The sequence below is a fragment of the Kangiella taiwanensis genome (assembly GCF_020005165.1).
GTDB lineage: Bacteria > Pseudomonadota > Gammaproteobacteria > Enterobacterales > Kangiellaceae > Kangiella > Kangiella taiwanensis.
Window position 1 is genome coordinate 537,084 of record NZ_JAHCLT010000003.1, and the last position, 14,039, is coordinate 551,122.

The 14,039-nt window shown below is 44.1% G+C and carries 8 protein-coding genes and 1 riboswitch; of the genes, 3 read left to right on the top strand and 5 right to left on the bottom strand.

Annotated elements, in window-relative coordinates:
• The first annotated feature begins 13 nt into the window (after nt 1-13).
• Complete coding sequence (locus tag KFK88_RS11605) at nt 14-406, top strand: hypothetical protein (RefSeq protein WP_223579899.1); 393 nt, start codon at nt 14-16, stop codon at nt 404-406.
• A 1-nt stretch (nt 407) separates the two neighbouring features.
• On the opposite strand, the gene KFK88_RS11610 is transcribed toward KFK88_RS11605, so the two are convergent.
• Genes KFK88_RS11610 through KFK88_RS11620 form a run of 3 tightly spaced genes read right to left on the bottom strand, consistent with a single transcriptional unit; the run spans nt 408 to nt 3,544 of the window.
• The gene (locus KFK88_RS11610; protein ID WP_223579902.1) at nt 408-947 is read right to left on the bottom strand and encodes a DUF6580 family putative transport protein; all 540 of its coding nucleotides are present in this window, start codon (nt 945-947) and stop codon (nt 408-410) included.
• A gap of 19 nt (nt 948-966) precedes the next feature.
• Nucleotides 967-1,533: a cob(I)yrinic acid a,c-diamide adenosyltransferase gene (locus KFK88_RS11615; protein ID WP_223579905.1), complete on the bottom strand. Its 567-nt coding sequence runs from the start codon at nt 1,531-1,533 to the stop codon at nt 967-969.
• A 19-nt stretch (nt 1,534-1,552) separates the two neighbouring features.
• Nucleotides 1,553-3,544 carry a TonB-dependent receptor gene (locus tag KFK88_RS11620; protein WP_223579908.1) on the bottom strand — a complete coding sequence of 664 codons (1,992 nt, stop codon included), beginning with the start codon at nt 3,542-3,544 and terminating at the stop codon, nt 1,553-1,555.
• Nucleotides 3,545-3,616: 72 nt separating this feature from the next.
• Nucleotides 3,617-3,810, bottom strand: a riboswitch (cobalamin riboswitch).
• Between the two features lie 202 nt (nt 3,811-4,012).
• Between KFK88_RS11620 and metH the strand changes: the two genes are divergently transcribed.
• Both metH and KFK88_RS11630 read left to right on the top strand, forming a co-directional pair.
• Nucleotides 4,013-7,708 carry a methionine synthase gene (gene metH, locus KFK88_RS11625; protein ID WP_223579911.1) on the top strand — a complete coding sequence of 1,232 codons (3,696 nt, stop codon included), beginning with the start codon at nt 4,013-4,015 and terminating at the stop codon, nt 7,706-7,708.
• A 21-nt stretch (nt 7,709-7,729) separates the two neighbouring features.
• On the top strand, nt 7,730-8,020 hold the full coding sequence (locus KFK88_RS11630) for a hypothetical protein (RefSeq protein ID WP_223579913.1): 291 nt from the start codon (nt 7,730-7,732) through the stop codon (nt 8,018-8,020).
• 59 nt (nt 8,021-8,079) lie between these two features.
• Here the strand turns inward: KFK88_RS11630 and KFK88_RS11635 are convergent, their stop codons facing one another.
• The gene (locus tag KFK88_RS11635; protein ID WP_223579916.1) at nt 8,080-11,553 is read right to left on the bottom strand and encodes a S8 family serine peptidase; all 3,474 of its coding nucleotides are present in this window, start codon (nt 11,551-11,553) and stop codon (nt 8,080-8,082) included.
• A 290-nt stretch (nt 11,554-11,843) separates the two neighbouring features.
• Nucleotides 11,844-14,036: a tetratricopeptide repeat protein gene (locus KFK88_RS11640; protein ID WP_223579919.1), complete on the bottom strand. Its 2,193-nt coding sequence runs from the start codon at nt 14,034-14,036 to the stop codon at nt 11,844-11,846.
• Nucleotides 14,037-14,039: the final 3 nt, after the last annotated feature.

Genomic DNA, 14,039 nt, shown 5'->3' on the forward strand with positions numbered 1-14,039 from the left:
AGACTGTTAAGCTATGTCAAAATTTGAATTTACTGACCTCAATTTAGCCGAGCTAACCCCAGAACAACGGTTAAAAATCACACAGGGTACCGTAGATGATCTAGTGAGAGCTTTAAATTTAGGTAATTATTCGCTCATCTGGCGCTACTTAGATCAGAAGCTTAGCGCTGAAATAGATGCTGCACACTTTGCAGAAATGCACAACAAGATAAAAGAAGGTTACGGCTCGATAAATAGTTCTGAACAAAAGAGCTCAGCTTTAATTGGTTCAACGCTAACCGAAGAATGGCTACTCAAAACAGAAGATTCGGCGGATTTAGTTCTTACCATCCGTTTGCAAACCATCAGGGAGTTTCTCGCGATTGAGCACTTTTCAATTAAACCACTCTTCTCAGAGTCATCATAATCTATCGTTGAGAAACTCGGCTAATATCAATAATGTAATGGCCAAATGATTTAGCGAAATACCAGTAACTGATAAATAACACCCCGTTGAAGAACAAGTCGCCCAATAAGGTTCGCTGAAAGAACGGTATCGCCATGGTGTAGCAAGTTACTAAGCCTTCCCATGTTTTGGGGTAATAATCACTCACAGCCCACACACCGAAGTTGGTAATGACAAAAAAGATAATCGACCCTGCGACAGAGGCACCGATAACCTTTAAAGGGCTCACTGACTTTCTCAGAAGAAAGCCAATCGAAACAGCGATCAAAATGGCACTATAGACAAATAGCATGGTGTTATGGAAACCTAAGAAAATATCCGCCAAAAACATCGACAGCAACGGTATGGCAAATCCCAACCACTTTCTGTCAAAATAAGTCCCAGCGAACAACCCCATGGCCATCACAGGTGTAACGTTAAACGGATGTGGAAATAAGCGGTAAGCGCCTATTGCCAAAATAATAATGACTAAGGTAGCTGTTTTGACGGATAACTTACTCATGAATCACTCTCTTAATAATTTATTTCTGCCATTGGGGTTCATCAGTTGATACCGTTCGACCTGTCAGTCGCGCCATAATAAAAAAAGCATCAGACAAACGATTTAAGTAAACTAATAATTCCGTCGACACTGTGTCATGCTCACTGAGCCTAACAACATCACGCTCAGCTCGGCGTGCAACACAACGAGCCATATGAGCATACGCTGAAGTTAGGTTCTGCCCAGGTATGACAAACTCCTTGAGCGGAGGAAGCGTTTCATTCATCCGCTCAATAAAATGCTCAACATCAGCTGTTGCGGCGCTTGAAATGAAATGGTTACTCGGTGACGCTAACTCACCACCCACATTAAACAATTCATTCTGCACCTGATAACAAAGAGCTTCGACATCTTCGCGCGCCGCAAAGTCCTGACACTCTTTCTGCTTCAAAGTAGCCACAAACACTCCAATCGCAGCATTTAGTTCATCAACAGCACCAATAGCCTCAATTCGAAGTGAAGACTTAGAGACTCGTTTACCATCCGCCAAACGCGTGTTGCCACCGTCTCCTGCGCCCGTTGTTATCTGAGTTAGTCGATTTGCCATAAGGATTGAACCATGACCATTAAAAGCGGTAACTCAGTTTAACATAACCATAACGGCCATTCGCTGGATAATAGCCACCAAACTGTGCGTAATCGATATATTCTTTATCCAGTAAATTATCGACCCGAATGCCCAACGTCACCTGCTCCCACTGCCAATTAACCGCAGAGTTCAGCACCACATGGCTACCGACTTTAGGCTGTGCATTAGCCACATCACCCTCTTGGTATCGGTCACTGCGATAATTCGCTTCAATATACCAGTTTGAAATACTGTCTATTTGCCAGTCGAACCAAGCATTAACCGTATGTTCTGACACACCTGGGATACGGTTTCCGGCAGTCCCTGACTCGCCGCGCTTAATGTCAGCATCAACAAAATGATAGTTCGCACCGGCGGTCAATTCCTCAGACAACTCCGTTTGGTAATCTACAATTAAGCCTAGACGCTCGGATTCACCACCGTTAACGTTAGCGCCCGGAAAAAATGCTCCCGCTGGCGGTGTTGCTGCTGGATCAAAGAAAATTTCATCATCCAACACTAATTGATAAGCCGACAACTTCAAATAGCCATGCTCAAACGATTGCTCATAACCAACTTCAAACGAATCGCCTGTTTGTGGCTCAAGGCCGACCACACCTTCTGCGGTATACGACTGCTCATCGACTTTAGCAAAACGGTAGTTATTGCTGTAACGCGCATAACCTTTGCTATCCTCGCTGAACTGGTGACTCAAACCCAAGTCATACGCAGTCGCTGAATTTTTTAAGCGAATGCCACTTGGATAAGCGGTTAGATCGACTAAGTCATCTTCAACTCTTGCATATCGCGCAGCAAGCTCAATGTCCGTGCGCTTTGATAGCGGAATAAAAAGTTGTGAGTATAAACTTTTGACCACCTGTTCATTGCTTCGTCCGAGCAGCGAAAAGTCATACTCAGCATGGTCATAATCAATACCATTTATCCAATCAATCGAACCACTGCCAGCCTGCCACTCACCTTTAATTCGTGGATAAATACTCCACTGAGTTCTATCGGTAGTATTCACCGTCGTGGTTGGAAACCCAACAAAACTGTTGATGCTCTCGATATCTGAGTCTAAGTAGTTCACATCCAGCGCGTACTGCCAGTTTTCATCAATAGTTTCTTGGCCAAACACACGCAACACATCCTGCTGGCTATCCACATAATCATTCGCAAACTCAGGGCGAGACTGAATTGGTTCACTCAAATCAAAATCCAATAAAGCGCCTGGTGTTTCTAAGTCTTCTCGGTTGGTATTCGCCTCAAATAACCAGTCTGACGTGTCGGTTAAATAATTAAACTTAACTGCCAACTGGCTTTGGTCACGCTCGTTGTGATCACGGTAATTATCGGTCTCTAAATAATTCGCACTGAGCAAAAATGACCAATCTTGATTTAGTGTATGGTTCAAGTTGACATTGCCCTGCACAGTACCGAAGTTACCAGCAATTAGGCTCGCATTCGATTCTTTACTATTTCCTGAGCGCGTGACTATATTAATCACGCCAGCTACAGCTTGGTCACCGTACAAAGTGCTGGCTGCTCCTTGAATAATTTCAATCCGCTCAATATCTGAGACCAGCACAGATTCTAAATCTGGCGCTGCGATATCCGTATAATTCAGGCGACGACCATCCACTTGAATCAAAACATTGTTACCCGCCTGTTCAGCAGAAATACCACGCATACTGACGGTAGTTTTACCGCTGACAGAGGATACTTGAACTCCAGCCACACGCTTTAATAACTGGACAACTTGAGTGGCGTTGCTACGCTCAATATCGTCTTTTGAAATTATGGTAATGTTGGTTGGCAAACGAGCATTTCGCTCTTTGAAGCGTGAAGCGATAATAACAACCGTATTGTCGTCGTACACTCCCTCTTGTGAATCTGATTGCTCTGCTGCCTTAACTGTTGCGCTTAAGCTTAACGTTGCCGTAACGGCGATAGCGACGAACCTTTGAGTCGCTAATGAAGTTTGTGTCATTGCTAGATCTCTATATTCTAGCGGGCATAAATTTGAGTTCATTAATGTCTACCAAGCAAGAGCCCACCGTTCTGCTCAGCACCTAATAAGGCCGGTCTCCGGACTTAAAAGCATCCCACTCTTTCACCTTCCCAAGACGATTTTTTACTAAAACTAAGTCTCAGTGGCCCATTGTCAGAGCGCTCTTTATTACCGTTGCGGGGGCAGTACCAGAACTACACTGGTTTCCCGATTAATCACATGGAACCTTATTAGCCAATAATGAAGACGTATGTTGTTTTAAAAGGCTATATCGTTTTTAGCTGATAAATAACCATAAATAGGTTCACCCTTCTTCAACTCGGTGGTATTATAGCTTCAAGCTATTTAGACGTCTATACATCTTTTAGTTAATTGCATATTTCACCCAGTTCGGTGGCATCTTCTAACAACGAGTCAGGTAACAGCTTTATAGGTTTCGCAGTGACAATGACAATTCAAAATGAAAATGATCTAAATATCAAAGAGTTACTTAGGGAACGCATACTTGTTTTGGATGGTGCCATGGGCACCATGATTCAGCAATACACACTAGAAGAAGACGATTATCGCAGTGAGCGCTTTAAGGACTGGCACTGTGATGTTAAAGGTAATAATGATTTATTGAGCTTGTCTCAGCCACAAATCATTAAAGATATCCACGAAGAATATCTTAAAGCTGGCTCGGACATCATCGAAACTAATACCTTCAACGCGACTCGTATTGCCATGGCCGATTACGACATGGAAGAGCTGTCTGCTGAGATTAACTTTGAGTCGGCCCGCCTTGCCAAAGCTATCGCCAACCAATATTCGACGCCCGAAAAGCCACGTTTTGTCGCAGGTGTGCTCGGCCCAACAAACCGCACCTGTAGCATTTCACCCGACGTCAACGATCCGGGCTTTCGAAACGTTAGCTTTGATCAGCTAGCGGATGCTTATTACGAATCAACTGACGCGCTGTATCGTGGCGGTGCTGATTTAATCTTAATTGAAACCATTTTCGATACCTTAAACGCCAAAGCGGCAATTTATGCCGTAAAAAAATACTTTGATGATCATGAGATCGAGCTGCCGATCATGATCTCAGGAACCATTACTGACGCCTCAGGGCGAACGCTGACCGGGCAGACCACTGAAGCCTTTTATAACTCAGTACGTCACGCAAACCCTATTTCCATAGGCTTAAACTGTGCTCTGGGGCCAAAAGATTTGCGCACTTATGTCACCGAGCTAAACCGCATTAGCGAATTTAATATATCAGTTCACCCCAACGCTGGCTTACCTAACGAGTTTGGTGGTTACGACGAAACGCCACAAGATATGGCGCATGAAATGATGCAGTGGGTCGATGACGGCATGATTAACATCATTGGCGGTTGTTGTGGAACTACGCCCGAGCATATCGCTCATTTCGCAGAATTAGTCAAAAACAAAAAGCCTCGTACACAAGCCAATCGAGACAAAAAATGTCGCCTGTCGGGATTAGAGCCTTTATTGATCGATGAAGATAGCCTATTTATTAATGTTGGCGAGCGAACCAACGTTACTGGGTCAAAGCGCTTCCTGCGCTTAATTAAAGAAGACGATTACGAAACAGCAATCGAAGTCGCACTACAGCAGGTAGAAAACGGTGCGCAAATTATCGATATCAACATGGATGAAGCTATGTTGGATTCCGAAGCAGCGATGCAACGCTTTCTAAATCTCATTGCTTCCGAGCCTGATATTAGTCGCGTACCCGTCATGCTAGATTCATCAAAGTGGGAAGTGATCGAAGCAGGCTTGAAATGCATCCAAGGCAAAGGTGTAGTCAACTCTATATCGCTTAAAGAAGGCGAAGCGATCTTCCTTGAGCAAGCTAAATTAGTCCAGCGTTATGGCGCAGCAGTTATTGTCATGGCGTTTGATGAACAAGGTCAGGCCGATACCTTTGAGCGTAAAACAGAAATTTGCTCGAGAGCTTATAAAATACTCACTGAGCAGGTTGGATTTGATCCTTGCGATATTATTTTCGACCCTAATATTTTTGCTATCGCGACGGGTATTGAAGAGCACAACAACTACGCCGTCGACTTTATTGAAGCAACGGAGTGGATCAAAAAAAATCTACCCCATGCCATGATTTCTGGTGGCGTCTCTAATGTTTCATTCTCCTTCCGCGGAAACGACAAGGTCCGTGAAGCGATTCACGCCGTATTTTTATACCATGCGATTAACGTTGGCATGGACATGGGTATCGTTAACGCAGGTCAGCTCGAAGTGTATAGCGAAGTACCAGAAAAGCTTCGTGAAGCGGTTGAGGATGTGGTGCTCAACCGTAAAGATGATGCCACCGACATCCTGCTCGAACTGGCTGAGGAGTATCGTCAAGATGGCGCCCAAGAGAAGAATAAGCAAGATCTTGAATGGCGAACCTGGGAAGTCAATAAACGTCTTCAGCATTCATTAGTCAAAGGTATTACCGAATTTATTGACGAAGATGTTGAAGAGTCACGCCAAGGGTTCGAGCGGCCACTTCATGTCATCGAAGGGCCTTTAATGGATGGTATGAATGTGGTGGGTGATCTTTTTGGCTCTGGACAAATGTTCCTGCCTCAAGTGGTCAAATCCGCTCGCGTCATGAAAAAAGCAGTGGCTTACCTTTTCCCATTCATGGAAGAGGAAAAGAAACGTTTAAACCTTGCAGACAAGCCCAAGGGTAAAATCCTTATGGCTACTGTAAAAGGCGACGTTCATGATATTGGGAAAAATATTGTAGGCGTAGTATTGCAATGTAATGGTTATGAAGTGATCGACCTAGGCGTCATGGTACCAACCGATAAAATTCTAGAAACGGCAGTGAACGAAAACTGTGACATTATTGGGTTGTCTGGCTTAATCACACCATCACTAGAAGAAATGGTTAATGTGGCCAAAGAAATGCAACGTCGCGGTATGGATTTGCCGTTATTAATTGGTGGTGCAACCACTTCAAAAATACACACTGCGGTTAAAATCGAGCCGCAATATGATCATGCAACTTTATATGTCGCCGATGCATCACGCGTCGTTGGCGTTGCCAGTAAGCTACTCGGTGATGACAAAAACGCTTTTGTTCAAGAAAACAAAGACGAATACGAAAAGCTTCGGGTTCAGCGCGAACAGCGCATGAATAAAAAGACGCTAACGTCGATTGAAGACGCGAGACAGTTTGCACCAGATATCGACTGGAAAGAGGAAGACATTGTTAAGCCGTCATTCTTGGGCACAAAAGTATTTGATGACTACCCGCTTGAGAACCTACTCGATCGAATCGACTGGACACCTTTTTTCCGCTCTTGGCAGCTGGCTGGTAAGTTCCCCAAAATTTTAGATGACGAAGTGGTTGGCGAAACAGCGACCAAACTGTACCACGATGCGAGGGCCATGTTGAAAACCATTATTGACGAAAAATGGTTAACGGCTCGTGGCGTCATAGGTTTCTTCCCAGCGAACTCAACTGGTGACGATATTGAAGTTTATGCTGATGATACGCGTCAAAACAAAACCTATACACTTCACCACCTACGCCAACAGAAGCAAACGCGCAAAGGCAAGTTCAACCACTGCCTGTCAGATTTTATTGCGCCCAAACACAGTAAACTTAGCGATTATATTGGTGGGTTTGCAGTAACTGCAGGTATCGGTATTGATGAGCATGTTGAACGCTTTGAAAAAGCTCACGATGATTATAACTCAATACTACTAAAGTCGCTTGCGGATCGTTTAGCTGAAGCTTTTGCTGAGAAAATGCATGAACTTGTTAGAAAACAGTACTGGGGTTATGCCAAAGATGAAAAGCTTGGCAATGAGCAACTAATTTCTGAGGAATACCAAGGTATACGCCCTGCCCCCGGCTACCCAGCCTGCCCTGATCATACCGAAAAAGGGACACTGTGGGAGATGCTCAAACCAGATGAAACTATCGGTCTAAATATCACTGAACACTTTGCCATGTACCCAACAGCCGCAGTTTCTGGTTGGTACTTTGCTCACCCACAATCAAAATACTTTGGCACAGGAAAAATTGAAAAAGATCAAGTTGAGGACTATGCTCAACGTAAAGGTTGGTCGCTAGACAAAGCCGAACAATGGCTGGCACCTTCGTTGAATTACGATCCTTAAAGTATTTTCAGGAGCTGACAAATGAGTACCAATACAAAAAGAGGCGCTTGGTGGTTAACTGGCATATGCCTGATATTAGCCATTCCACTGGTTGCGATGCAGTTTACCGAAGAAGTGAGCTGGTCACTTAGTGATTTCTTAGTATTCGGAGGATTACTTGCAATCATTGGCTTTACCTATGAATTTGGGATTCGTAGACTCAAGTCTTCAACAAAAAGAGCGTTAATGACGCTTGCATTGATTGCCGTGTTTTTATTAGTTTGGGCGGAGCTTGCCGTTGGTATTTTTGGTTCACCTTTAGCCGGCTCATAAAAAAGCCCCAAGCCTTTTCAAGGCTGGGGCCAAAAGTATAGAAGTAGGAAAGTTGGCTTCTACTTGCTTTTACCGTTAGCGTTACCATTGCCGCGCTTTTGTCCTTCAAGCGCTACAACGGTCACTACTGCTGAACAAGTCGTTGAGCCTTGCTCACACACTTGGTAACTGAAGTTGGTTTCGCTAGAGTTAAAACGGTCAGTGTAAGAACCATTGTTGCTCGCTTCTCTAATTTTTACACCATCACGATAAATATCAACTTTCGATGTCTTACCACCATTCCAAACTAGATCCGTTGTCACCTTACCGTTACGAGTCGTAGAGATAGCTGACAAATCAATTGCAGCACTCACCGTTACCGACTTAGTCACCGTGTGCGTTGCATCTTGGTCGTCAGTTACTGTTAACGTTACTGAATAAGTACCCGATGCGCTGTATGTGTGTGCTGGGTTCGCTAGGCTAGAACTAACACCATCGCCAAAGTTCCAATCCCAAGCAACAACAGAACCATCGGTATCACCACTCATGTCAGAGAAAGCAACATCTAGGTGGTTTACCGTATAGTTGAAGTCACTCGTTGGCACTTCATTCACTGGCGCTGGGTTAACTACTAACGACACTTGAGCTTCGCCAGTTGCACTTGCACTATCAGACGCGCTTGCCGTCACGATATGAGTACCCACGCTTAACGTATTTGTCGTCACGCTGCTACCAGAACCGATGGCGCCATCTAAGTCAGAACTCCAGACCAGAGAGCCAGTTAGGTCACCGTCTTCAGCATCGTTCGCAGAGCCTGTAAAAGTTACCGTATCACCCTCGGTGAATTCGCTACCACCTACTGGAGAGATAATCGCTACCGTTGGCGCTTCGTTACCAGGATTACCATTGCCACTGCCATCATGGGTGAAAGTTAATACCCAACGATATAAGTTACCTGAGTTATTGGTATATTCATCAGCAATGCGTAGCTGCCACGTACCCGCTGCATTTTCACCGTTGAACTCAATAGGATAAAATGTTTTCTGTAGATCTCGGTAGTACTCGCCTTGCTCTTTTTGATCGAATATCTCTACAGTTGTACCATTCGGTGACACTAAATGAATCAGCATGTCATTGGCAAAACTGTGTTGGATATCGACGAATAGGTTCATTTCTCCTATTTTAACTCCAAGCGGCACATCGATTTCGGCGATCACAGTTTCCAGAGAAGGAATTGGGTAACGCTGCGTATCTTCATACGACACTATCGTACCGTCAGTCACAATGTATAAGTTAAACTCTTTGACGCTCTGCAAGCCTTCGCTATCATTCGCTGTAACACTAATAATGTGAGAGCCCTGAGTTAGATCCGAGCGGCTAAAGCTAGCACCAGTACCAATGACACCATCAAGACTCGACGTCCAAACTAATGAAGAGCGAACGTCACCATCTTCAGCATCAACTGCATCTGCAAGAAAGTTCACCATATCACCAGGTAAATACAAAGCGTTTTCCATTGGATCGTTTACGGTCACTGTTGGAGGAAGATTTGTACCTGCAGATGAACCACCCGTAACGTCTAAACTCCAGTTATTTAACGTACCTGTGTCTACGCCAACGTTATCGCTAACATTCAAGACCCAGTCACCCATGGCATCTTCAAAGTCATAATTATCCAGCGGATAACTCGCAACGATATTATCTGAGCTACCACCTTCGCGGTTATGTAACGTCACAGTTGTACCGCTTGGAGAGGTTAACGTCACAATCAGATCACTGATGTAAGTGTGGCTAATATCAATATTTGCAGTCAGATCCGTAATGGTTAAACCGATAGGAACATTGATCACACTATCAACACCTGCGCTGCTGTTATCAGGGATAGCAACTGGCGTATTATTTTCATACGTCGTACTGTAAGTACCTTCAGGGTAAACCTGTAGCTGTACATCGGTACTCTTACTGATACTTCCGTCAACGGCTGTAACCGTAATGGTGTACTCGCCAGGCTGTGTCTGCGCGCTGGTTTGTACGGTCATGACTGTCGAACCAGTGCTTGGAATCGTGTTTGCCGAGAAAGTAATGTCCGCAACTAAGTTAGCAGAGCTCGCTGACATGGTTACGTTACCTTGATGACCACCCACTGGATTGACGTCAATATCAAAGCTAGTTGGAGAACCTTGATTGACCGTACGGCTACTTGGCGTAGGTACCATGTAATATCCAGGGCCACCGGCTCCTGCCATGTTCAAAGCGCTCTCAACATTCAAGCGCTTACCTGAGACAGTAATACCATCAAGCGCAGGCAAAGGATCGCCCGATGTCATCAACATATCTTTGACTTGAGCCGTGGTTAACGACGGATCCGCTGAAAGTACTAAGGCTGCCGCTCCAGAAACATGAGGTGTCGCCATCGAAGTACCGCTCAACGTATCGTAGCCACCTGGGACAGTTGAAAGAATGCTAGAACCTGGCGCGCCCATATCAACATTATTAGCGCCCCATTGAGAAAAGCTCGATAGTTCATCGGTGCTTGTTGTTGAAGCAATCGACATCACATTCGGAACGTCATAGTTTGATGGGAAAGAATCAGACGTGTCATTATCACGCGCGTCATTACCCGCAGCAGCAATAAACAACATGCCAGCGTTATCCGCTGAAGTAATTGCGTCTTTTAAGGATTGGTTAAAACCACCACCACCCCATGAATTATTTAATACTCGAATGTTGACGCCGCGAGTTTTTAAATCAACCATGTAGTCAATACATTGAATCCCATCAGCTAGTGTCCCGCCTTGCGAACCAAGGAAAGAGCAACCGACCATACTGGTATTCCAGCTAACGCCTGTTACACCGACACCATTATTACCCACGGCGCCAATCGTTCCTGCGACGTGTGTTCCGTGCAAGCCAGTATCTTGTGGATCACCGTTGTCGTTAATGGCCGAAATACCATGAACGTCGTCAATGTAACCGTTACCATCATCATCAACACCGTTACCGGCAATTTCATTTGGGTTAACCCAGATGTTTGCTTGTAAATCAGGGTGGTTATAGTCAAAGCCCGTATCGATAACGCCCACAACGATATCTTTTGAGCCCATCTCCATTTCCCAACCTTGTTCAGCACTGATCTTCTGCATGCCCCATAGACTGCTGTACTGAGGGTCGTTAGGTAGTACTGATGGATAATAAATCTGGTTTAATTCTGCATACTCTACATCTGGGTGATGCTTTAGCTGCTCAATCATCGCCACAGGATCTTGGCCATCTTTCAAGTTAAACTTTGACAGACGACCTTTGGCAATATGACGGAAACGATCATCAACGCCGTCGCCGTTTTTATCTTTAAAGCTCGCGCCAAAAGCTTGGCTAAGCTGTTTTCTGCTTTTTTGATCAACATTCGACTTAAACTTCACAATAATCGAACTTGGATCGTACTCAGGTAATTGTTTACTTTTTGCTTTTGCTGCTTCAGCAGTTTCTACGGATAATCCAGTGATTAACGTTGTAGAAAGTAAGGCGGCAACCACCTTATTTGGTTTAAATTTCATAGTTAACTCCTCGCGCAATGCGATGTTTACCCCATTTATCAAGTTACAAATGTATATATTTTTATACATTTGTAACTAATAAAACATATTTGCATGGTTTTGTAAAATATAATTAATACTAAAACATACAAAACATGAGTTAAACTGATCAGAGAAAAGCTATGAAGATCGATAAAAGCCATTAAATAAATATTCAAAAACAATAACTTATCTTGCATCCTGCTTATATTAGACTTTGTTTTTATTCAAGGATAATGAAAAGAACTTATTGTATTTTTAATTTTACAAAACTACTTGAGTGGCCACTGTAAGGTGAAACGAGAGCCACCTAGGGGGCTGTCTGAAATAGAAACTTTGGCGTTATACAGATGGGCTAATCGTTGAACAATCGCCAAACCTAAACCAGTGCCGCCAGTTGAACGTGTTCGGCTAGGATCTAAGCGAACGAAAGGTTCGAAGACTTTATCACGGTCATTTTTAGGAATGCCTATGCCATCATCATCCACTGATACTTTTAAGACGGAGTGTGAACTGCTGTAATGAATTTCAACTTGTGACAAACTGTAATGGGCTGCGTTACTGAGCAAGTTACTTAATATCCATGTGAAGTGTTTTTGCGGGAGTTCAAACTGTTGCTCTCCCCCACTTGATAGGAGTTTTATGGATTTTTCAGGATACAAGGGCTGGTAAGCAAGCACTTGATCATGAATAAGATCATCCAACAGAGTCGGCTCTACCGGCTCCAACTCTTTGAGGCTTTCCATTTTCAAGAGCTCGATGATTTCCTTCAAAAGGGAGTCCAGCTGTGAGGTTCCTTTATGAATAGTGCTAAACAACTTCTTATCATTAACATCATCACTTTCTTCCAGCATGTCTGCCGCAAGCTGCACCTTAGCCAGAGGCGCTCGAAATTCATGCGCTATAGCCTGCATCAAACTACGTTGTATGCCGAGATGATTCGATAATGCTTTATTGACTTTACGTTGACTGAAGCGGCTATATAACAGCAAAATCACAATTAGAGTAAACAACAAGCTGGCTATCCAGACATTCCTTTCAAACCTCTGTTGCTCAATTTTGGTTTTCTGCAACGCTTTATCTCTTTCGAGGATTTCTATCTGCTTATTCCGCTTTTCAGCTTCAAACAAACTTTGCGCTTGCAATAATTTATCCCTAGTTTCTTCGCTGAACACCTGATCATTTATCGCTTTATGTTTTCGGAAAGCTTGTAATGCTAATTGATACTGCTCCCTCGCTTGATAGATTCGTGATAACAATTCGTAAGACTTACTTTCTTCTGCTTTATTTTTTGTCTCCTCGGAGATTTGTATGCTTTGCAGAACTTCCCTTAGCGCCTCTTCGTAGAGTCCCTGCAACAAGTAAATCTCAGCTTGATGATAGCGAGCCTGTGCTTCTGACTGCCTTAAACCTAATTCTTCTGTTAGCTCTAGGGCTTGGTCTAGATAAGACTGTGCGGGGGCAACCTCTTCCAAGGCAAGGTGAAGCTGAGCTAGAGACAGGAGCACTCCCGCTTCGACTAAACGGTCACTGGTGCTCTTTGCATAGCTTAACGCTTTTTCATAATGCCAAGCCGCCTTCTCATGCTCTTTTTGGTGGAAGTAGGCTAACCCAGTTGCATTCAAGGTTTGGGCGATAGCTCGACTATCCCCCAAGGGCTCGAAGTATCGTATTGCACGAGAAAAGTAATCATGCGCCTTTTCATAATCCCCGATGAGATCGTATGTAATACCGATATTTAATAACATTTCAGCGATGCCAGGCTCATCGCCCAGTTCTTCCCTAACTCTAAGAACCTCAAGCTGAACTTCCAACGCTTGGCTGTAATTACTTTGTGCGGAATGTATCCCTGCAATATTATTCATTGCCGTGGTCATGGCGTGGCGCTTACCAGCCTTCTCAAACAGCTCTTTAGCCTGATTAAAATAATCAAATGCTTTAGGGCTTGAGCCCTGCTCTATATGTATCAAACCGATATTATTCAGAGTTGCGGCTTGTCCCTTCAAATCGTCACTGCCCTTAATCACATCCAAAGCTCGGTAATAAAACTGCAACGCTTCCTCATATCGTCCCTGCCTCCAGTACAGTAAACCCGCGATATTAAGGGGCACTATCAGCGCTTTATCATCACCCCCACCTTCCGCTAACTCCACAGCACGCTCGGCTAACACAACGCCTTTATCGTAATCCCCCACAATCATGTAGGACCAACCCATGTTGGATAAAATCAAAATTTCATTATCTCGGTGAGGGTACTTTTCTAAAAGCTCCAGAGCCTGTTCGCCATATCGAAGTGTGTCATGGGGGGTTTGACTGCGATTATTAACAGCCAATTGAAGCAAAACCTCAACTTTGTCTTGAGGCTTAGCTTGTTCCAATTGAGTCAGTAATTCTTGATCCGTTTGAGAAGTTTGCTCAGAAGCAAAAGCGGGAAAACAAAAGAAGGTAAACAAACAACATAACACCAA

What these genes read in the sequence shown, in the direction of transcription:
- KFK88_RS11605 (WP_223579899.1), top strand. Translation starts at nt 14, where the DNA reads ATGTCAAAATTTGAATTTACTGACCTCAATTTAGCCGAGCTAACCCCA.
- KFK88_RS11610 (WP_223579902.1), bottom strand. Translation starts at nt 947, where the DNA reads ATGAGTAAGTTATCCGTCAAAACAGCTACCTTAGTCATTATTATTTTG.
- KFK88_RS11615 (WP_223579905.1), bottom strand. Translation starts at nt 1,533, where the DNA reads ATGGCAAATCGACTAACTCAGATAACAACGGGCGCAGGAGACGGTGGC.
- KFK88_RS11620 (WP_223579908.1), bottom strand. Translation starts at nt 3,544, where the DNA reads ATGACACAAACTTCATTAGCGACTCAAAGGTTCGTCGCTATCGCCGTT.
- metH (WP_223579911.1), top strand. Translation starts at nt 4,013, where the DNA reads ATGACAATTCAAAATGAAAATGATCTAAATATCAAAGAGTTACTTAGG.
- KFK88_RS11630 (WP_223579913.1), top strand. Translation starts at nt 7,730, where the DNA reads ATGAGTACCAATACAAAAAGAGGCGCTTGGTGGTTAACTGGCATATGC.
- KFK88_RS11635 (WP_223579916.1), bottom strand. Translation starts at nt 11,553, where the DNA reads ATGAAATTTAAACCAAATAAGGTGGTTGCCGCCTTACTTTCTACAACG.